Origin of the sequence: Vibrio paracholerae, from assembly GCF_037672085.1 — a bacterium.
Taxonomy (GTDB): Bacteria; Pseudomonadota; Gammaproteobacteria; order Enterobacterales; family Vibrionaceae; genus Vibrio; species Vibrio cholerae.
Map to the genome: position 1 here is coordinate 759,298 of NZ_JBBHLM010000001.1, position 21,330 is coordinate 780,627.

Consider the following 21,330-nt stretch of genomic DNA (forward strand, 5'->3'; position numbering starts at 1 on the left):
CAGATCTCATTTCCTTGAAACAATTGGTAATCATTGATTGCACATTTAGCGGCTCAACTTCTCGCCATTTCCACAGACACGACGCAAAAAGTACAATTTATTCTTGGGGATGCCATTGAACCTAAGGTAAGGTGACTCCCTCATCATTGCTTTATTTTGACAAGACACACTCCATGAGCAAAATCATCCATCAATGGAAAAGCATCGCACTGGTCGAGGAGGACGTTTTGCTTCCGAATGGCCACTCGGTCACACATACCACGATTTCACACCCCGGTGCGGCAGTGATTTTGCCACTGACTGACCAAGGCGAGATTGTACTGATACGCCAATTTCGCCCTTCGCTCAAAAAATGGTTACTCGAACTTCCTGCTGGCACTATAGAAGAGGGGGAACCGCCTCTTTCCTGTGCGCAGCGCGAATTAGAGGAAGAAACCGGCTTTAGCGCTCAGCAATTTATCGAACTCGGTCAAGTCACGCCGCTCGCGGGTTTCTGCGATGAAATTCAACATCTGTTTGTCGCAAAAAACCTAAGCAAAACGGCGCGCTATTCTTGCGATGAGGACGAAGTGATTGAAGTCCTCTTTCTTACCCCACAAGAATTAGAACGTAAAATTGTTTTCGGCGAAATCACCGACTCCAAAACCATTGCTTGTTTAAGTAAAGCCAAACTTTGCGGATATTTGTAGGAGAAAAGATGGACTTTCGATCGGATACCGTTACCCAACCGACTGACGCGATGCGTCAAGCGATGGCACAAGCCCCTGTGGGTGACGATGTGTATGGCGATGACCCCACCGTCAACGAGTTAGAACAGTGGGCGGCCGAGCGCCATGGCTTTGAAGCCGCGCTGTTTACCACCTCAGGCACTCAAGCCAATTTGTTAGGTTTACTCGCTCATTGCGAGCGCGGCGACGAATATTTGTGTGGCCAGCAAGCCCATAACTATCGTTATGAAGCTGGCGGTGCTGCCGTACTTGGCTCTATCCAGCCACAACCGATTGACAATGAACCGGATGGCACACTCGATTTCGCCAAACTCAAAGCCGCAATCAAACCGGATGATGCGCATTTTGCCCGCACCAAACTGCTCAGCTTGGAAAACACCATCAATGGTAAAGTGCTTCCACTCAGTTATTTGGCGAAGGCGCGTGAGTTTGTTGATCAACATGGTTTGCAACTGCACCTTGATGGGGCTCGGGTATACAACGCGGCGGTCGCACTGGATGTGGATGTCAAAGAGATCGCGCAGTATTTTGATTCGATCACCGTGTGTCTATCCAAAGGCTTAGCCGCGCCAGTCGGTTCGTTGCTGCTCGGTTCCAAGGACTTTATTGCCAAAGCGAGACGCTGGCGAAAAATGGTCGGTGGCGGTATGCGCCAAGCGGGCATTTTAGCCGCAGCGGGGAAATTGGCGCTCACCGAGCAAGTCACGCAACTCAAGACCGATCATGATAATGCTCGTCATCTGGCTTTGGGGCTGAATGCTTTACCGGGGTTTTCAGTTAATACCGAATGGGTACAGACCAATATTGTGTTTGCTAAATTGGACGCGACAGTCGATATCCAGTCCATCGCCCAGCAACTTCGCCAAGAAGGCATTATCATCACCGCGGGTAATCCAGTGCGCTTCGTGACACATAAAGATATTACACGTCAGGATATTGATACCCTACTCGCCAAACTGCGCACCTTACTGGCTTAAGTGAGGTTGAGAATGCTAACAGGCTCGTAAACTCTCTTCATTCTCGCTCGCGCCCTCTTGAGCTTCCCCTTAGGGGAAGCTTTATACTCCGCGCACTGATTTACACCCTCTTGTTTGGAGTTTATTGATGCGCGTTGTGTGCTCTCTGCTTTGTTTAACCCTTGTTTCGACTCCGCTCTTCGCCAGTGGCGACCCAGTACTCGGTAAACAAAAAGCGCCAAGTTGTGTGTTTTGCCACGGCACCGACGGCAAAGCTAGTCAGGTCAGCTATCCTAACCTTGATGGGCAAAGCGCAGAATACCTGTATAGCGCGATGAAGGCTTACCAACTCGGTGAGCGCACAGGCCCAATGGCGGAGATGATGAGAGCTCAGTTGCAACGTTTAAATGATCAAGATTTGCGCGACATTGCTGCTTTTTATGCCTCATCCCAATGAGTTTTCCCAAAAATTCCACGTTTAAAGCACAAGAGTCATGAAAAATCGGCGCAGATCTGGTAAAAATCGGGACGTCTCAGTGACCGTTATACATTAGGTTGACATGATTGAAAAAAAACAGGGGCGGCGTAGTGCGCAAGATGCCCAAAAAACGCGTTATCACATTATCACCATAGCGGCAGAGCTGTTCTGCGAGCTCGGTTATTCACGCGTTTCTCTGCGCCATATCAGTGAAAAGGCCGGCGTCTCACACAGCTTGATCCGCCATCATTTCGGCAGTAAAGAAAAGATCTGGCACAGCATCAGCGATGGTCTGCATGATTATATGATTCGCTACATGCAGACGGTGCTCCAAGCCATGCCGGCAGAAACTCCCGTCAACGTAAAGCTGTACTCTTTCATCATGCGCATGTTGGCACATGGCTTAATCATTAAACAGCCAATCCAATTGATTGCGGATGCCGTTCGCCAAGAAGATAAGTTATTCGATTATTTCCTCGATACTTCTGGTGAGATTGAACGCTTGGTTGAATCCTTGGCGGACGACTACAACCGTCAGTACCCCCAATCACCGATCCATTTGTGGGAAATCAAATGGCAGATGATCATGTACACACATAGTGCGGCCAGTTTGACGCCTTTTATGCGTGCAACCTGGGCCCCGGAAATTGACGATGTTTCCACCTGTTTACTCAAACATTGGCAGTTGTTTAACGCTTTGATGGTTGAGAAATTTCATGTCGCCAAGCCTTACATTATGCAACCCAACTCGGTGGATGAGCTGGTGTATACCCTCAGTTGCGACTGGCGAGATGTCTATAAAGAGACGCAAGAGTAATAGGCGACGTAAGCTATCCCCTTCCGATGTACTGTTTGCATGTGCTGTGATTGGCGATAGCAAACGGGATATCGATGGATGCAACTGATTTACCCTACTTAACGCGCTTTTTTACCGCGCTGCGCATGGATTTTCAGCTGTGCTTTTAGTTTGCGTTTTTCTGACGAACGGCCAGCCGAGCGACGCGGTGAATTTTCCTCATGCACCACAGGGCTAGGCTCAAAACCTTTCAACCACTCTTGCGGCAGGCGTGTATTGAGTAAACGCTCAATCGCTTCAAGTTGTGGCTGTTCATCATGCGACAGTAAAGAGACCGCCAATCCCGCTAAACCTGCGCGCCCCGTACGCCCAATACGATGTACATAGTCTTCCGCTTTAAATGGCATATCGTAGTTCACCACTTGCTCAAGCTGGGCAATGTCTAACCCACGTGCGGCGACATCGGTCGCAATCAAAGCACGCACTTTACCTGCTTTAAAATCATCCAGAGCCTTTTGGCGTGCGCCTTGGCTTTTATCGCCATTAATCGACACCGCTTTTATGCCATCCAACTTGAGTTCTTCAGCCAGTGCATCACTGCCTTGACGGGTTTTGGTAAACACCAACACCTGCTGCCAATTTTTCGAACCAATCAGATAAGAGAGCAGTTCACGCTTGCGCTTTTTATCCACCGGATACACCATCTGCTGCACGGTTTCTGCCGTGGAATTGGATGGCGTCACCTGCACTTCGATAGGATCACGCATGATGCGATACGCGACCGCTTTGATTTTGCTATCAAACGTTGCAGAGAAAAACAGCGTTTGACGCAGTGGCGATAAACGGCGCAGCACGCGCTGCAAATCTGGCATAAAGCCCATATCCAGCATGCGATCCGCTTCATCGAGTACCAACACTTCAACTTTGCCCAAAAACAGCGATTTCACATGGGCGTGATCGAGCAAACGCCCCGGCGTCGCAATCAAAATATCCACACCACCACGCAAATGATTGAGCTGCACCTTCATGCTCGTGCCGCCATAAACGGCTACGATCTTAAGCTCCGTTCCTTTCGCGTAGGCTTGTAGGCTATCCAATACTTGCTGAGCTAACTCACGCGTCGGCACAAGCACTAACGCCCGGATCTCTTTGCTGTTTGTTTCACGCTGCCAAGGCTGCTCAATAAAGCGTTGGATCAAAGGTAAGCCAAATGCCGCCGTTTTACCGGTTCCGGTTTGCGCCCCTGCCAGTACATCTTTTCCTTGCAATACATGGGGAATAGCTTGCTGTTGGATTGGAGTGGGATTGACGATCCCAAGCTCGCTCAATGTATTCAGCAAACGAGAATCCAAGCCTAATTGCGAAAAAGTGATGGAGAGTTCTGACATGTCGCGTACCTAATAACTTTTGGGGCGCGGATTGTATCAAAGTGAACGGCGTTTGGCTTTCTCTAAAACATCCGGATACAGCACCGCAAACAGTGCTTGTAACTCGGTGTAGTTGTCCTCTAATCCCTGTGCGCTACAAGCCAAAGGCTGCATGCGAGGGCTGCGCTGCGCCATCTTGCTCAACGCATAGCGAATATTAGCCAACTCCGCATAGGAGGCTAACCATTCTCCTTGCCACATAGCGCGATTCACTCGCACAAAACGCTCAGGCAGCGCCGATGTACTTTCTTCGGCTATCCCTTGTTGTGCATGAGTCAGAAACTGCCCCAAGGGCTCGGCATGCCAATTCGACCAAGTATTGACTAAACAGTGATCCCAAAACAGGTCGAGGGCAATCGGCGCAAAGCGTTGTTGTTGGGAAGGAAACAGAGATTTCGCCGCTTTCATCACTGGGTGGCTATCGGTGTAAGCATCAACCCAGCGATGTAAACGGATTCCTTGCACTAAAGATTGCGGATACTGCTCTGTCGGATCACCTTTGACAAAATCGCCCAGTAAATTACCGAGTAAGCTACTTTGGCAGTGATGAGCAATATGCAGATGGGCAAGGAAGTTCATGGGATAAGAGATTCGGCGTGATACCGAGAAGGTGATTATGACGCAGAGACGTCGGTTTGCTCTGATTCAACCGCTTGGTAATCGCTGAGCGTAAAACCAATCTCCATCGCATCAAGCAGCTCTAGACATTCATCATTGTGATTGTGGTCACTCATTGTTGACCTCCTTAATTCATACTTATTTCATCCTTTTATCCCCTTTCGACTTGAAGTTCAACTTCACGTTGAACTTGACGTTGAAGAAGGATAACGGTTTCTGGTGAGATGTTCATCGTAAGCGCTTCCAGAAACGCCAATAAGGTTTACCACAGCTTGTAGTAAGTACCAAGGTTTCTTTGTGGTAAAAACCTCAGTTACATAAAGTGTAAATTATTAATTACAGCTTCGGATTTAAATTTTTACAAACAGATTGACGCAAATCGAAAGCTTCTACAGAATAGCCAAAAAATAGCGAAATGAGATTATTAATCGGTCAAATTTCGCACAAATCACTAAACACAACATCTAAAAACGTATAAAAGAGTTTACACATGACGCAATCGAAGCTTTTAGGCAGTACTTTGATTATCGCGGGCACCACGATTGGTGCAGGAATGCTAGCTCTGCCTCTAGCTTCCGCCGGTATTGGCTTCTCAACCTCATTGATGATTATGCTCGGCTTGTGGATGCTGATGGCATTTACTGCATTGCTGATGGTAGAAATCCACCAGTACGCTGATAAAGAGGCAACTTTGCATACTCTCGCCAAACAGATTTTAGGCGATAAAGGCAAATGGGTAGCGACGTTCGCTATGTTATTTTTGTTTTACTCGCTGTGTGCGGCCTACATTGCTGGCGGTGGCGCACAATTTACCCAACGAATTACCGATTTCACCGGCGTGAACGTTGAAAGCTCGAGCGGTACTTTGCTGTTTACCTTGATTGTCGCTTTGGTCGTCACCGTTGGAACCGGCACAGTTGATCGCGTCAATCGCGTATTATTTGCTGGCAAGATGATCGCTATGGTGGCGGTACTGTTTTTCCTTGCGCCTAACGTTTCGCAGTCTTACTTACTGAGTATGCCGATTCAGCAGGGCTTGATTGTCGCGGCCATTCCCGTGATTTTTACTTCCTTCGGTTTCCACGGCAGTATTCCTGCGATTGTGAATTACTTAGATGGTGATACCCCTGCGCTGCGCAAAGCGATTTTAATCGGCTCTGCGATTCCGCTGGTGATTTACATATTCTGGCAGCTGGTCACTCTTGGGGTGGTAAGTCAATCTGCCCTACTCGACAATATGGGGCTCACAGCGCTCATCGCTGTACTCTCGACCACGGTTCACCAATCAAATCTTGGCAACATCATCGGCGTATTCGCTGACCTTGCTCTACTCACCTCGTTTTTGGGTGTTAGTCTAGGTTTGTTTGAATTTATGGGGGATTCTCTACGTAACCAACAAGGTAAAATGAACCGCCCATTAGCGTCTGTCGTCACCTTCTTACCGCCGCTGGTTTTTGCGCTGTTCTACCCGCAAGGCTTCATTATGGCGCTGGGCTATGCCGCGATTGCGCTCGCCATTCTGGCCATCTTTTTACCTCTGGTGATGGTGATCAAAGTGCGCCAACAAGCCACTGAGCAACACTATCAAGTTACAGGGAGCAATGGGGCTCTGCTTGTGACAGGTTTGGTCGGGCTGCTCATCATCGGCGCACAGCTATTGATTACGTTAGGCATACTTCCCGCTCTTGGTTAACCCTAACGCTCCCCTTATGACTTAGGTAGCGTTTAAAGATAAAAGCAGATTTTAAGGGCGAATAGGCTTCTATTCGCCCTATTTTTATGCAACTCAACTTCTTGATGCAAATCTCATTATTGAAATGATCCTCTCTTATTCTTTCATTTTTATTGAACATGAATCTCACTTTTATCACTTGAATATGATTAACTTGTGCCAGCTATTTTTGCTATGCAGGAGCCATCATGAAAGAAGTTCAATTCAGGACGATTGACCGAGTTTTCATTCGCATGTCGATTAACGACAAAATGTGGGTGATCTTTTTACTGTTTTTAAGTGCAATCACCACAATTGCAGGTATGCGCTATTGGCACACCCTTGCCAGCATTGAGCAGCAGTCTCAATTGGCGGTGGAATACAAATTACAAGGGCTACTCAATCATCCCGACCCTAGCCAGCTTTCCGTACTGAAAGCGCAAAATCGCGTAAGCGACACGACCTATTCACAAGGCGTTGTCACAGCCAGTGCCACCAGCGCAAACGGTCAGGTCTATGCCTATACAGAATCGATGAAACAGTATGAGCAGCCCGCTCGCGAGCAAGCCCTGCGCAGCTTTTTACTCACCTATTTGTGGGCCATTCCTTTTGCCATTTTCACTTACTGGGTCGCGACCTTTATTGGTGGTGCCTTGTGGGTGCTTTATACCACCACCCAAAAAATCGCTGAAGGCGATCTTACGTCACGACTCGGTTTCCATCCCGGACGTGATGAGTTCGGTACGATTGGTTGTGCGCTGGATAAAGCCATGGATACACTTGCAGAGCTGATTGTGGCCGTAAAACAAAACAGCGCCACACTGCGTGACACCGCAATGACTTTTGCTCACGAAGTGAAAGAATCGGAAGTACAGATTCAGAATCAATACAGTTCGCTCGATTCGGTGGCCACCGCGATGGAAGAGATGACCGCTTCAGCAGCCGAAGTTTCAACGACCTCACAGCGAGCCACCGAACAAACGGAACAAGACACCAAACAGGTTGAACGCAGCCAGCAGCGAGTGAGAAAAGCGATTCAAGATATTGAACAGCTCTCACGTTACATCGCCCAAGCGTCATCCTCAGTCGAAACCCTCAACACCAATACAACGCAGATTAATGCGGTGATCACCACCATCAATGCCATTTCAGAGCAAACCAATCTTTTGGCACTTAACGCCGCAATTGAAGCAGCTCGAGCCGGTGAACAAGGTCGAGGTTTTGCGGTAGTTGCCGATGAAGTCCGCACTTTGGCCAGTCGCACTCAATCGGCCACGGTGGAAATTCAAGCCATGATTGAAAAGCTACAGGTGGAAAGCCAAAACATCGCCAAGCTTACCGAGCAGACGGTGAGCCAAGCACACACCAGCAGCCAATTGGTCAGTGAAGTAGGTAACGATGTACAAGCCATCGCGCATTCGGCGCAGCTTATCAATGATCTCAGTGTGCAAATTTCTACTTCAGCCAGCGAACAGAGCTCGGTTGCCAGCGATATTTCATCCGAACTAAGTGATATTCGCAGCCAGTCCAACACGCTGCGCCGTGTTGTAGAGCAGACATCGCAAGGCGTCAGTGAAATTACTCAAGCGACACGCAATTTAGGGGAAATCCTCGCGCGCTACCGCACCTAATTTAGGTTGCAACTCAGCGAAGCGCATAAGCAAACGCCCATCAATCATGATGGGCGTTTGTCTTCAATAGCAACAGTCACTAATGACTGTTTAAGCTTCTGGGTAACCTTGCGGATTATTCGACTGCCAGCGCCAAGTATCTTGCGTCATTTCATCTAAGGTGCGGGTTGCTCTCCAGCCGAGATCTTGCGCAGCTTTTGTCGGGTCAGCCCAGCACTCCGCGATATCCCCCGGACGACGTTCCACCAGTTTATAAGGGACAGCGCAACCCGAAGCCGCTTCAAACGCTTTCACCATTTCAAGCACGCTGTAGCCATTCCCTGTGCCTAGGTTGTAGATATGCAGACCAGCACGAGTGCCGACTTTTTGCAGCGCGGCAATATGACCGTCCGCCAGATCCATCACATGGATGTAGTCACGCACCCCTGTGCCATCTTTGGTCGGATAATCGCTACCAAACACGGAAAGATACTCGCGGCGCCCTACCGCAACCTGAGACACAAACGGCATCAAGTTATTAGGGATGCCTTGTGGATCTTCACCCAACTCGCCAGAGGGATGAGAGCCAACCGGGTTAAAGTAGCGCAGTAGCGTAATACTCCAGTCTGGATTGGCTTTTTGAAAATCGGTCAAACACTCTTCCACCATCAATTTGCTGCGCCCATATGGGTTGGTCGCGCTGGTTGGGAAAGATTCGGTGATCGGCACAGACGCAGGATCGCCATATACGGTTGCAGATGAGCTGAACACCAGCGATTTTACGCCCGCTTCACGCATTGCCGCCACCAAAACTAAGGTGCCATTCACGTTGTTATCGTAATATTCGAGCGGTTTTTGTACGGACTCACCCACCGCTTTGAGGCCCGCAAAATGCACAACCGCCTCAATGTTATGCTGTTGCATGAGATCAACCAGCAAAGCTTTATCACGGATGTCCCCTTGCACAAACTGAGGACGAATACCAATCACTTTTTCAATACGATCAAGGACCGTTGCTTTACTGTTGTATAAATTATCGAGGATCACTGGGGCCATACCCGCTTGGATCATCTGAATACAGGTGTGACTGCCAATGTAACCCATGCCACCTGTAACCAATACTTTCATGCCTAGCCTCCTTCATGTTTTCGGCGATTGTAACGGCTTTTCAGCGATCGCCAAAGCATTGATGCCTCTGGATTAAAAAAATAGACTGCACTATACCTGAAGCAAATGGATCAAATCTGCGATCCAGATTTAAGCTCTTAAATATCCCCTTGTGGCGAAAAGAAGGCGAGAGGCGGACAATCCGGACCATTTGTGGCATCGCACTTGATTCAGAATGCTCCAAAACCCGCAAAATTTATTGACCAAACCCTAATTTCGGCTGACGAAATCACTCTTTTTCGCTACTTTAGCGGGCAGAGTTTACAGAAGGATGTACATCAGTGAGCAAACGGACAATCCAACTCAATTGCGATATGGGCGAAAGCTTCGGCGTCTGGACCATGGGGGCCGATGAAGAAGTGATGCCTTGGATTGATATGGCCAATATCGCTTGTGGCTTTCACGCGTCCGATCCTCATGTTATGAGCCGCACGATAGATTTGGCGCTTGAGCATGAAGTGATGATAGGTGCCCATCCTAGCTACCCAGATTTGCAAGGATTTGGTCGCCGCTCGTTGGCGATGAATGAGCAAGAAGTGAGTGAAATCATTCTTTACCAAGTCGGCGCACTGAAGGCGCTGTGTGAAAGTAAAAATGGCCAATTGAGCTATGTGAAACCTCATGGCGCGCTGTATAACGACATGATGAGCGACCCGAGCATCTTTCGTGCGGTGGTCGACGCCGTTTCCTGTTTTAACCTGCCTTTGATGGTGCTCGCTTCTGCCAACAATCAAGACTATCTCGATATTGCGGACCGTTTTGATGTACCACTGCTGTTTGAAGCTTTTGCCGACCGTACCTATCTCGCCAATGGCAAGCTGACACCGCGCTCACAACCCAATGCGGTACTCAGTAGCGAAGAAGCCATTCTCAACCAAGTGCGACAAATCGCCCGTTACGGCAAAGTCACCAGTTCTGATGGGTTCGTCATCCCGATTGAAGCGGATACTTTATGTGTGCACGGCGATAACCCAAACGCAGTGTCGCTCATCGCCCGAATTCGTGCTGCGTTGGATGAGTAGGCCATGTCCATCCCATTTGAAATTGAGCCGATTGCGGAAGGCAGCATACTGGTGCGCTTTCTGCATCCGGCTGATGCAACCTTAGCGATGCATATTGGCCAATGTGCGCATGACATCATGCAGAGTTTGGCCTATGGACTGATGAACGTCACTCCCTCTTACACCACCTTGCTGATTGATTATTTACCCTACCGTTTAACACAAAAGGAGTTGGTGGCGCAGTTGACTTTACTGCTTAATCAACCGCGACAGGCCAACCACGCGAACGCCAATCTCATTGAGCTCCCCGTGTACTACCATCCGGATGTAGGACTTGACCTCATTCGCTATCAGGAACAAGGGCTTTCACTAGCAGAGGTGATTCAGTTGCATACCTCTGTGACTTACACGGTGGCGGCGATTGGCTTTGCTCCCGGGTTTGCCTTTATGACTCAAGTCGCCGAGCCGCTGCGCCGCCCCAGACGTGCTACCCCGCGCCTAATGCTCCCCAAAGGCAGCGTAGGGATTGCCGAGCAACAAACGGCCATTTATCCCAACGCCTCTCCGGGTGGCTGGAACATTATCGGTAACTGTCCGCAAACCTTGTTTGACCCGAAACAAGAGCCGATGTCACCTTGGCAGATTGGCACTCAAGTGCGATTTCGCTCGATTGAACGTGATGAGTTTATTCAGTTGGGCGGTGTGATTGAGCCGTACTCAATCCACAGAGCTTAAGATGGCCAACACCCAGAGCTGCCTCAGATAACAGCTGCCTCAGGTAACAGCGGCCTCAGGTAACAGTTGCCTAGGGTAACAAAGGAATAAGCAGGGAATATTTTCCATAAGGAAGGAACATGCTAGGTAAGCTGCACGTGATCAAAGCGGGACCACTCACGCTACTTCACGACTTGGGTCGCTATGGGTTCAGTCATTTCGGGATCACGCCTTCCGGCCCTCTCGATGAATACGCCTACAGCTGGGCTAACCATTTACTCGTCAATCCCGTCAATTGCGCCACCCTAGAAATCACGCTCGGTCCAGCGGAATTTCTTTTACGCAGCGACGCTCAATTGGCGATTGCCGGAGGCGATCTCAATGCCACGCTAGACGGTCGCCCCATCGCCAATTGGAGCCGATTTTATGCCAAGCAAGGACAAACGCTGCGCTTTGGTTTACCACGCAACGGGCTACGCGCCTATCTTGCGGTTCAAGGTGGGTTTACGGTCTCACCACAACTGGGCTCTGTATCTACCCATGTTCGGCAAGGCTTAGGGGGACTAACGTCGCAAGGGCTGGCGCTGCAAACGGGTGATGACTTAGCATTTTCCGCACGGCAGATTGCCCAAAAACCCGTGCAGATGACGTTTCGCTTTCGACCTGATTACAACTTACCTCTGCGACTGCGCGTGATTGAGAGTTACCAATATCAAGCGTTTTCACCATCCGCGATGGAAAGCTTCTACCGCAGCGAATTTATCGTGACCCCAAACAGCGATCGCATGGGCTATCGCTTGCAAGGTGAAACCATATCGCCACCGGATCAAGCCATTCTCTCTGAGGGAATTGCCTTGGGGGCGATTCAAGTTCCGCCGAATGGTCAGCCAATCATTTTGCTCAATGATCGGCAGACGATTGGCGGGTATCCCAAGCTAGGTTGTGTGGCGAGAATCGATCTGCCCCGTTTAGCGCAAACCAAGCCGGGACATTCCGTACGGTTTGTCGCTGGCGATCTCGCTGGGCTTCAAGCGGTATGGTGTCAGTGGGCGCGATTTTTCGGTTACTGATCCTTTCCGTTTTTTGAAGCTTCCGTTATTAAAACTTCCGTTATTGAGACTTTAAAGCCCATACACCTTGGCTAACGCGGCGGGATAACCACGCGCATGGCATAAGCGTATCGCCTGCTGCTCCACCTGCTGCGCAGTGAAGGCCATACTGCATGGATGCTCAGCCTCAATCGATAGCTCACCAGCATCTGGCTTGAGTTGCCAAACCGCAACCAATTGGCAAGCGGCTCTCAGCGCCGATGAGCCTTTGACCACTTCGAGTCTCGCGTACTGATTGGCTTCAAAACTGACGTCCGCCGCACGCAGTGTCACATCGTCACCGGGGATCTGCTGCGCACCGAATAGCGGTGTGCCCGCAAACTCCGCATTGTCAAAACTGGGCACAAAGCGGCTCATATGCTGTATCGCACGCACAGTGCGCTCTTTTTGTGCCGACATCGGCCAGCCACGCTCAATCTTGTGTTGCAGATACAACGGCAGCTTTGGCTGCGCGGATGTCGGAGTCGAGGCGACCAAACCATCCGCAAACAAGGTGATAGATTCCGTCATGCCATGCAGTTGGAACGTGCCATCGGCATAAGGGGTAAGCTGCGCCATGCCATCTTCGCTACCACGTGGGCCATGGAAAATCACTTCTGGCCACCACTGATGACATGCAGGCCAGTGAGTGACATACGCCGCTTTAAACTCCACCAAACGCTGTCTGTGGTGGCGAGCCATATCGTCTACTCGTCCTGTCTCAAAACCACAAGCATTGACCAGATAATCCACAGTTTGAGTATGGCGCTCCCCTTGCGCATCAAGATAAGTCAATCGCCACTGGTTGTCTTGAAACGTGGCATCCACCAGTTCAGTGCGCAACATCACTTGGCAATTGGGTAAGGCTTCGAGAGTCAGATCGACGCTGGCTGCTAAGCGAAACACACTCCAACCGTATTCTTGAACCAACACGACAGGATATTTGAGCTGTGTAAGATCGGCATGCTGAGCAAACGGAATCACCCACTCATCGTCGCTTTGCGGTGGATTGGATTGTTGCTGCTGCGCCAAACGCTCTAACTCTTCACGCTGATACAAGCGATAGTAATTATCGACTCCGCCGAGCACTTGATTGGCCGCATCTTGCTCCACCAACTTACGATACGCGTTTTGAATGGTCACTAAGCGCGGCAGAATTTCTTCGGGTTGACCCGGATCGGATTGCGGGATAGCAATCAAGGTTGGGCGAACATTTAAGGTGTGTGGATAAAGGCGTACCGTTTCAATTGACTGCTCCAATAGGTCGATACACTGCTGCTCGGAAATTTCTCGATAGAGATTGCCCCCGGCATGCAGATGACAAATCGGCGGCCCACTGACTAAACCAGCACTTTTTTCCATCAGGACAACATTGAGTCCCAGCTCACCCAAATGGACGGCCGCCGTCGCACCAGCAATACCGCCACCTATGATAGCAATTCGGGGATCTTGAGATCGCAATGTCATATTTTACCTACTGTTACATCAAGGCTAAGAAATGTGGTCGCCATTCTAAAGGGTATGAAACGTTAATAAAATCACATTTTTTACGCGGACTTATCCTCGGCCGATCACTCAATCCTGACCAAACAGGTCACGAGTGTAGATTTTTCTCCCGCCCCAAGCGGTTATCGGGAGAGATTCAAGTTTTACCATGCCATAGAAAATTGACGATTTAGTGACTGCAAATGGCTTGCCTAATTTGACCTTAAGTAACAAAAAACAACCTGTAACATAAGGTTTTTTGATCAAGCGCACTCATGGCTCACAAAGCCGATTTTTAGCCGAAAAAAGTCAAAAAAACGCTTGACTGAGATTTGCCATTTTTCCCTTTTCACCACTTTGTGAATAACCGATCCTCGCAAACCTCGGCCACGACGGGGCTGGCACCCCAACCCCCTTCATCCGCTACTTTACTTATCCCAAAAGTTATCCACTGATTTTGTGGATAACTAACCCATTTACCCCGACACTCAATCGCTGAAGGCTTTATTGACGGGGGCTAACAGGCGTTTCAACAAACTGCTCACAACCGCAGCAAGTGTGCAAAAAGTCAACGCAGGGAGCACGAACCACAGCGCCATATGCAGACTCGGAGTCAGGCTAAATCCCCATTTCATGACCGCAGCGACGACTGCATCAGCACTGACGCTGGCGACTAACCCTCCGACTAACGCCATCACCCCATACTCAGCCCAAATGGTGTGCATAACTCGGCGGCGACTCGCCCCTAGCGTGCGGTACAGGCGGATCTCCTGCTGACGTTGACTAAGGCTTAAGCGCAGCAAAGTAAAAATCAGCAATACCCCTGCTAGCACACCGAGTGCCGCCAACACCGTCACAGACCAAACAATTTGGGTCAACAAGGCTTGGATTTTGGCTCCCATGGTGCGAATGTCCATCAAGCTCACCGTCGGGTGTTGCCGTGAGAGCTGACCGAGCAACGCATCATGTTCGGGCTGAATGCGGAAGCTGATCAAATAACTGGCTGGCAAGTTTTGCACCACGTCCGGACTAAAAATGAAGTAAAAATTGGGCTTCATTTCACGCCACTCGACCTGGCGAATGGTGTTCACTTGCGCGCTCACTGTTTGGCTATTGATCATAAACGTCAGCGTATCCCCAAGTTTAAGCCCGAGGTCGCTCGCCACTTCCTGCTCAACCGATACGCCATTTTGGCTTTGCCACTCTCCTTGCAAAATGGGGTTGTAATCGGGTAACTGCTCTGCCCAGGTTAAATTCAGCTCACGGCGCAGCGCATCTGAACTCTCTTCACCATTTTGCGCGTATTGTTTCGCCTCTTGACCGTTAATATGCGTTAAGCGCCCACGCATGATGGGATAAGCGGCAGAGCGCTCAATGCTTGCTGTATCTAATGCCGCAAGGTAACTGGCTTTTTCGTATTCACTGATGTTGAGTGCAAACGCATTCGGCGCATTTTCCGGCAAGGTGCGCTGCCAATCTGAGAGCAAATCGGTACGCACTAACCAGATGATGGCCAGTAACATCAAAGAGAGGGCTAACGCGCCAAACTGTAAACCACTTGCTGCACCAGAGCGGTTAATTCGGCTCAGTGCCAATGCCATAGCAGGATTGAGCGGTAGCTTAGCCAGCAGACGAGTCACCAGGACACTGACCACCGCTAACACCGCAAACAGCACCACAATACCGATCAGCACAATCCAGATCAGTTGGTTTTGCCAATACACCAGCAGTAGCGGCACAATCGGTACCATGATCAGCAGCAGATTGCGCTGCCAACGAGTTTGTGCCGCCACCGGCTGCATGACCGCAACCGCACTCACACTCAATAGACGTCCCAGCGGGATCCCCAGAGCCGGCACCGCAATCAATAAGCTGCTGGCAAGTGCAATCCACAGCGGACGCAAACCGTAACTGGGGAGCGGGTCGGGCAACAAATCTTTTAGTGGCAAACGCAGCAGCGACTCCAACCCAACACCAATAACGCTGCCCAACACCACCGCAAATACCAGTAACAATCCGACTTGCAACGCTAACCAATGGCGTAACCAGCGGCGACTTGCTCCGAGACTTTTTAACATCGCAATCGTATGCGTGCGGGTGGAAACGTAATGCTGACAGGTCAGCACTAAGGTGGTCGCGGCCATCAAGATCACAATCGCCACGGTCAGCGATAAGTACTGTTGAGTGCGTTCAAACACCTCATTCGTACGGCTGCCACTTTCTTGATCGCGCCAGCGATCGCTCGCCGTTAAGCTCACTTGTTGTTTTATCGATTCAATCGCAGAGTCATCACCAGTCATAAATAGGCTAAATTGCACCCGACTCCCCGGCTGAATCGCGCCAGTTTTATCCACATCAGAGGCATGGATGTAAACCGATGGCATTTGCTGGAATGGGTTAAAGCTCAGTCCCGGCTCTTCCAACACCTCGCCGCTGACCACAAAATCTGCATCACCAATCGTGACATTGTCACCGATATCCACCCCTAGCTGATCTTTTACTCGCGGCTCAAGCCAAAGTTGGTTGCTCGCCACATGATTAAAGGTTTGCTGACCATCGCTTAAACGCATCTCACCACGCAGTGGATAAACACTATCTACCGCTTTTACAGTGACTAACTGCATTCCTTGATCGCTAAAGGCCATGGTCGCAAAACGGGTCATTTGTGAAGTTTGATTGGCTTGCTGCGCGGTCAGGGTCAATAAGGACTCAGGAAGTGGGTTGCCCGAAACAAATACCGTATCAGCGGTTAACGCATCACGCCCTTGTTTCACAATCACTTGTTCCATACGCTGCGCGAGCGCGGTTAATGCAAAAATCGAGGCAATAATTAAGGTTAGCGCAACAGTCACCGGCCATAACTGCCCGTGACGAATTTCACTTAAGCTCCAACGCAGCAACCGGCGATTGAGCGATGCGGGAGGCAAGGCCTTCATACGCGCTCCTCCAGCTCACCCGCTTGCATGAAGAATCGGCGCTGACAACGCTGCGCGAGTTTAGGGTCATGCGTCACCAACACTAGTGTGGTGCCGTGTTCACGGTTCAGTTCAAACAGTAAATCAATCACTTTTGCAGCAGTTTCTTGATCCAAATTGCCTGTTGGCTCATCAGCAAACAGCACTTGGGGGCTTATCATAAATGCGCGAGCAATCGCTACGCGTTGCTGCTCACCACCCGACAATTGTGCGGGCGAATGGTGCATTCGATGCTCCAAACCGACCGCTTTGAGCAGCTTCTGGGCGCGCTCGCGATCCTCCGCCTCACCTTTTAACAAACAAGGCAGAGTGACATTTTCTAGCGCCGACAGGCTCGGAATAAGCAGAAAACTTTGGAACACAAACCCAACGGATTCACTGCGCAGTGCGGCGCGGGCTTCATCATCAAGTTGTGAAAGCGGTTTCCCCAACAGATACACTTCCCCTTCACTTGGCGTATCTAAACCCGCCAGTAGCGTCATCAGCGTCGATTTTCCCGCGCCTGATGCCCCGACAATCGCCACACTTTCTCCCGCTTGAATCGAGAGATTCACCTGTTTAAGGATTGTTAATTGCTCCTGATTAGTGGAGACTAATTTGGATAGTGATTGCGCTGAAATGATGGATGTTTGCATGACCCGACTACTTTCCTTTTTGTTTGTTGTTCTCTTTTCTGCTGCCGCCAGCAGTAAAACGTTATTGATACTCGGCGACAGTTTAAGCGCAGGGTACGAAATGCCCATCGAACAAGCTTGGCCAAGTTTACTGGCCGACGAGCTAGTGGAACAGGGTCAAACCGTTACCATAGTTAACGGGAGCATTTCTGGTGATACCACAGGCAACGGGCTCGACCGCCTGCCCTCTCTTCTGAGCCAACATCAGCCCGATACCGTACTGATAGAATTAGGGGCCAACGACGGTTTACGCGGTTTTCCACCGCAAACGGTCACTCATAACCTCACCACCATGATTGAACAGATCCAAGCTCAAAACGCAAAAGTCATCTTAATGCAGATCCGTATCCCACCTAACTATGGCAAACGGTACAGCGATACGTTTTACCAGATCTATCCTAACCTAGCTGAGCAGTTTTCTATCCCGCTTATCCCGTTCTTTCTTGAGCAAGTGATCCTCAAACCAGAATGGATGATGGCAGATGGTTTACACCCCAAACCTGAAGCGCAGCCTTGGATAGCCAAGTTTGTGGCCGAACACCTTGCCGCACATTTGTAACACCATCCACCGATTTACTGGTTTAGCTCAATAAAATTTACTCAGCTTTACGTTATTTTTGAGCCCTTAACTAGAGAATAGGTGACCCTATGCACATCAAGCCAATCATTCAGGGCGTTGTGGCGCGCAGCGCCCATCCTTATGGCTGCGAACAAGCCGTCCTACAACAGATCCAGTACGTAAAACAGGCGAATCCGATCAAGTCAGGTCCAAAACGCGTTCTGATCCTCGGAGCATCGTCGGGATTTGGGCTCGCGGCAAGGATTGCGCTGACCTTTGGTGGCGCGCAAGCCGATACGATTGGGGTCTCCTTTGAACGTGCTCCGAGTGAAACACAAACGGGCAGTGCGGGTTACTACAACAATCTCTTTTTTAAACAGCATGCCGAGCAAGCAGGTCGCATCGCGGTCAATCTCGAAGGCGATGTTTTTTCCGCCGACATGCGTGAGCAAGTGATTGAAGCGATAGAAACCTATTTTGAAGGGGAAGTGGACCTCATCATTTACAGCATTGCCAGTGGTATGCGCCGTAAACCGGATGGCGAGTTCTGGCGCTCCGCAATTAAGCCAATCGGTGAAGCGGTCTCTGGCGCAACCCTCTTGCTTGAAAATGACACGTGGATGGAAACCACCTTACAACCGGCCAGCCAAGAGGAGATTGAAGGGACGTTACGCGTCATGGGCGGCGATGATTGGGAAAACTGGATTGATACTTTGATCAATGCCGAATCACTCGCTGAAGGGTGCAAAACGATCGCGTTTTCTTACATGGGCCCTGACGTTACTCACCCTATCTATCTGGATGGAACTTTAGGCCGCGCTAAAATCGATTTACACCAAACTAGCCATGCTCTGAATCTGAAACTCGCCAACTTTGATGGTGGTGCGTATGCCGTTGTCTGTAAGGCGTTAGTGACAAAAGCCAGCGTATTTATTCCCGGTTTGAGTCCTTACTTACTCGCGCTGTACCAAGTAATGAAAAATAAAGGTACCCATGAAGGTTGCATTGAACAGATGCAGCGCCTGTTTAGCGACAAGCTGTATGGCCATTCACGAATTCCACTCGATAGCGAACGTTTGATCCGTATGGATGATTGGGAGATGAACCCCGATACACAAGTACAAGTTCGTGAACGTTTACAACAAATGAATGCCAGCAATTTTCAGCAGTTAGGCGATTATGCGGGCTTTAAACGTGAGTTTATGCAGCTTAACGGGTTTGAATTTGACCAGATCGACTATAGCCAATCTGTTGATATGCATAATTTTATTAATAAAAAGTGATGCTCCCCGCTGTTTTAGATTTGAGAATTCACACAAGCTGACTCAATTCGCTCTGCCATTCTGATCGGCATTTGTTAGAGTGACTGACCACTGAAGTAAAAGTGTGACTTCAGACAGGCAGTCGCTCTAGTCACACCCCAAATCCATGCCGCAATCAAGGACCTCTTAATGGCACCGATCCTTTCACACGCGATCCCGATCCCTTCTAGCATGCAGGCAAATTGGCAGCAGATGCTCAACCTGCTGACCGAAGTGCTGAAAGTCTCAGCCACCCTGATCATGCGTTTACGCCATCACGACCTTGATGTGTTTTGTACGAGTGTCGGCAGTGACAATCCATACCAAGTCGGCATGACCGAACGATTAGGCACAGGCTTGTATTGTGAAACTGTGGTCAATACTCGCCAATTATTGCTGGTCAGTAACGCCGACCTCGACCCACTGTGGAAGGATAACCCAGATCTGGAACTGGGCATGCGCGCCTACTGTGGCGTACCACTACAGTGGCCAAACGGTGAGCTTTTTGGCTCTTTGTGTGTCACCGATCGTCAGCCTCGGCACTTTCTTAGTACCGATCAGCAATTGATAAAAACCTTTGCTGAATCAATTGAAGCTCAGCTTAAAACCCTTTACCAACGCGAAACGCTGTTGCAAATGAACCAAGATTTGCACTTCAAAGTTCGTCATAAAATGCAAAGCATCGCCTCGCTGAACCAATCTCTCCATCAGGAGATCGATAAGCGCCGCGCTGCAGAACAGCAGATTGAGTATCAGCGCAGTCACGACCTTGGGACTGGCTTTCTGAATCGCACGGCATTAGAACAGCAGCTCGCGATGCAGCTGGCTCAATTAGCGGAACACGAAGAACTCGCTGTGATTCATATCGGTTTTGCCAATGCCCGCCAATTACAGGCGCGGCTGGGTTATCACCTTTGGGATGATGTGCTAAAGCAGTTACGTGAACGACTTGGTCCAGTGACAGAGGGGGAATTACTGACCGCTCGCCCTAATTCGACCAATTTGACGCTGATCTTAAAAGCCCAGCCGCTCGACACCCAATTAAATCAGCTTTGCCATCGTTTAATTCACGCTGGGCAAGCGCAATTTGTAACCGAGGGGCTGCCCGTTCACCTCAACCCTTATATTGGTGTGGCCCTTAGCCATGAAACGCGCGATCCGCAGCAGCTACTGCGCCATGCCGTCAGCAGCATGTTGGCGTGTAAGGACTCGGGATACAAAGTGTTTTTTCACTCTCCCGCATTAGCCGATAACCATGCACGGCAAAACCAGTTAGAAAACTATTTACTGCAAGCGGTGCGCAACAACGATCTGCTGCTCTACTTCCAACCTAAAGTCAGCATGAAAAACAAGCGCTGGGTGGGTGCTGAGGCGCTATTACGTTGGAAGCACCCAGTGTTGGGTGAATTTTCCAATGAAACCTTGATTCATATGGCAGAGCAAAATGGTCTTATCTTTGAAGTGGGGCATTTTGTTTTGCACCAAGCTTTAAAAGCCGCCAGTGATTGGTTAGCGGTGTGCCCAACCTTTTGTATCGCGATCAATGTCTCTTCCGTACAGCTCAAAAACAGTGGCTTTGTCGAGCAGATTCGAGATCTGCTGGCGCTGTATCGCTTCCCTGCGCATCAGTTGGAACTGGAAATCACCGAAAGTGGCCTGATCGTCGATGAGCCGACCGCGAGTGATATTCTCAACCGACTACACACACTAGGCGTGACGTTATCACTCGATGATTTTGGTACGGGTTACGCTTCGTTCCAGTATCTAAAAAAATTCCCATTTGATGGCATCAAGATTGATAAAAGTTTTATGGAGCAGATCGAACACAGTGAAAGCGATCAAGAAATCGTGCGTTCTATGCTGCATGTGGCGAAAAAACTGAACTTAAACGTGGTGGTGGAAGGTATTGAGTCGACGCAGCAAGAGCAGTTCATTCTGGAACAAGGTTGCGATGTCGGCCAAGGCTTTTTATATGGCAAACCTATGCCCAGTGAAGTGTTTACCCTCAAGCTCGAAAGCCACGCTCAGGCATAATCGAAGGT

The 21,330-nt window shown here is 49.7% G+C and carries 18 protein-coding genes; 12 read left to right on the plus strand and 6 right to left on the minus strand.

Annotated features, from left to right (window positions below; translation table 11 throughout):
• Window positions 1-173: 173 nt before the first annotated feature.
• The 4 genes from R4537_RS03765 to R4537_RS03780 all read left to right on the plus strand — a co-directional run bounded on the left by R4537_RS03765 (window position 174) and on the right by R4537_RS03780 (window position 2,979).
• Complete coding sequence (locus R4537_RS03765) at window positions 174-689, plus strand: NUDIX hydrolase (RefSeq protein WP_000034741.1); 516 nt, start codon at window positions 174-176, stop codon at window positions 687-689.
• Window positions 690-697: 8 nt separating this feature from the next.
• Window positions 698-1,705: a low-specificity L-threonine aldolase gene (ltaE, locus tag R4537_RS03770; RefSeq protein ID WP_000347564.1), complete on the plus strand. Its 1,008-nt coding sequence runs from the start codon at window positions 698-700 to the stop codon at window positions 1,703-1,705.
• Between the two features lie 127 nt (window positions 1,706-1,832).
• Window positions 1,833-2,141, plus strand: a complete 309-nt coding sequence (locus tag R4537_RS03775; protein ID WP_071178802.1) for a c-type cytochrome — start codon at window positions 1,833-1,835, stop codon at window positions 2,139-2,141.
• Between the two features lie 103 nt (window positions 2,142-2,244).
• A complete protein-coding gene (locus tag R4537_RS03780; protein ID WP_071178803.1) occupies window positions 2,245-2,979 on the plus strand; it encodes a TetR/AcrR family transcriptional regulator in 735 nt (244 codons plus the stop codon).
• Between the two features lie 98 nt (window positions 2,980-3,077).
• Here R4537_RS03780 and R4537_RS03785 read toward each other — a convergent pair whose 3' ends face one another.
• Both R4537_RS03785 and R4537_RS03790 read right to left on the minus strand, forming a co-directional pair.
• Window positions 3,078-4,346: a DEAD/DEAH box helicase gene (locus R4537_RS03785; protein ID WP_001292943.1), complete on the minus strand. Its 1,269-nt coding sequence runs from the start codon at window positions 4,344-4,346 to the stop codon at window positions 3,078-3,080.
• A gap of 36 nt (window positions 4,347-4,382) precedes the next feature.
• A complete protein-coding gene (locus tag R4537_RS03790) occupies window positions 4,383-4,964 on the minus strand; it encodes an acyl carrier protein phosphodiesterase (RefSeq protein WP_002054244.1) in 582 nt (193 codons plus the stop codon).
• Between the two features lie 529 nt (window positions 4,965-5,493).
• On the opposite strand from R4537_RS03790, the gene R4537_RS03795 reads away from it, so the two are divergent.
• Complete coding sequence (locus R4537_RS03795) at window positions 5,494-6,696, plus strand: aromatic amino acid transport family protein (protein ID WP_071178804.1); 1,203 nt, start codon at window positions 5,494-5,496, stop codon at window positions 6,694-6,696.
• A gap of 227 nt (window positions 6,697-6,923) precedes the next feature.
• Entirely contained in the window at window positions 6,924-8,345 is a 1,422-nt protein-coding gene (locus R4537_RS03800; RefSeq protein ID WP_071178805.1) for a methyl-accepting chemotaxis protein, read from the plus strand.
• A gap of 90 nt (window positions 8,346-8,435) precedes the next feature.
• Here the strand turns inward: R4537_RS03800 and galE are convergent, their stop codons facing one another.
• Entirely contained in the window at window positions 8,436-9,452 is a 1,017-nt protein-coding gene (gene galE / locus R4537_RS03805; protein WP_071178806.1) for a UDP-glucose 4-epimerase GalE, read from the minus strand.
• Window positions 9,453-9,772: 320 nt separating this feature from the next.
• On the opposite strand from galE, the gene R4537_RS03810 reads away from it, so the two are divergent.
• The 3 genes from R4537_RS03810 (at window position 9,773) to R4537_RS03820 (ending at window position 12,276) form a co-directional block, all read left to right on the plus strand.
• Window positions 9,773-10,513 (plus strand): 5-oxoprolinase subunit PxpA, encoded by a 741-nt coding sequence (locus R4537_RS03810; RefSeq protein ID WP_001882609.1) that lies wholly within the window; start codon window positions 9,773-9,775, stop codon window positions 10,511-10,513.
• Window positions 10,514-10,516: 3 nt separating this feature from the next.
• Entirely contained in the window at window positions 10,517-11,227 is a 711-nt protein-coding gene (locus tag R4537_RS03815; protein WP_071178807.1) for a 5-oxoprolinase subunit B family protein, read from the plus strand.
• Between the two features lie 119 nt (window positions 11,228-11,346).
• Window positions 11,347-12,276 carry a 5-oxoprolinase subunit C family protein gene (locus R4537_RS03820; protein WP_071178808.1) on the plus strand — a complete coding sequence of 310 codons (930 nt, stop codon included), beginning with the start codon at window positions 11,347-11,349 and terminating at the stop codon, window positions 12,274-12,276.
• Between the two features lie 51 nt (window positions 12,277-12,327).
• On the opposite strand, the gene R4537_RS03825 is transcribed toward R4537_RS03820, so the two are convergent.
• The 3 genes from R4537_RS03825 to R4537_RS03835 all read right to left on the minus strand — a co-directional run bounded on the left by R4537_RS03825 (window position 12,328) and on the right by R4537_RS03835 (window position 17,389).
• Window positions 12,328-13,761 carry an FAD-dependent oxidoreductase gene (locus tag R4537_RS03825; protein ID WP_071178809.1) on the minus strand — a complete coding sequence of 478 codons (1,434 nt, stop codon included), beginning with the start codon at window positions 13,759-13,761 and terminating at the stop codon, window positions 12,328-12,330.
• A gap of 506 nt (window positions 13,762-14,267) precedes the next feature.
• Complete coding sequence (locus R4537_RS03830) at window positions 14,268-16,715, minus strand: ABC transporter permease (protein WP_071178810.1); 2,448 nt, start codon at window positions 16,713-16,715, stop codon at window positions 14,268-14,270.
• The gene (locus R4537_RS03835; RefSeq protein ID WP_071178811.1) at window positions 16,712-17,389 is read right to left on the minus strand and encodes an ABC transporter ATP-binding protein; all 678 of its coding nucleotides are present in this window, start codon (window positions 17,387-17,389) and stop codon (window positions 16,712-16,714) included. The genes R4537_RS03830 and R4537_RS03835 overlap by 4 nt, the downstream gene beginning before the upstream one ends.
• On the opposite strand from R4537_RS03835, the gene tesA reads away from it, so the two are divergent.
• From tesA to R4537_RS03850, 3 genes are all read left to right on the plus strand, one after another.
• Window positions 17,388-17,987, plus strand: a complete 600-nt coding sequence (gene tesA / locus R4537_RS03840; protein WP_071178812.1) for a multifunctional acyl-CoA thioesterase I/protease I/lysophospholipase L1 — start codon at window positions 17,388-17,390, stop codon at window positions 17,985-17,987. The genes R4537_RS03835 and tesA overlap by 2 nt on opposite strands.
• Before the next feature lie 89 nt (window positions 17,988-18,076).
• A complete protein-coding gene (gene fabV / locus R4537_RS03845) occupies window positions 18,077-19,270 on the plus strand; it encodes an enoyl-ACP reductase FabV (protein WP_071178813.1) in 1,194 nt (397 codons plus the stop codon).
• A 168-nt stretch (window positions 19,271-19,438) separates the two neighbouring features.
• A complete protein-coding gene (locus R4537_RS03850) occupies window positions 19,439-21,322 on the plus strand; it encodes a sensor domain-containing phosphodiesterase (protein ID WP_071178814.1) in 1,884 nt (627 codons plus the stop codon).
• Window positions 21,323-21,330: the final 8 nt, after the last annotated feature.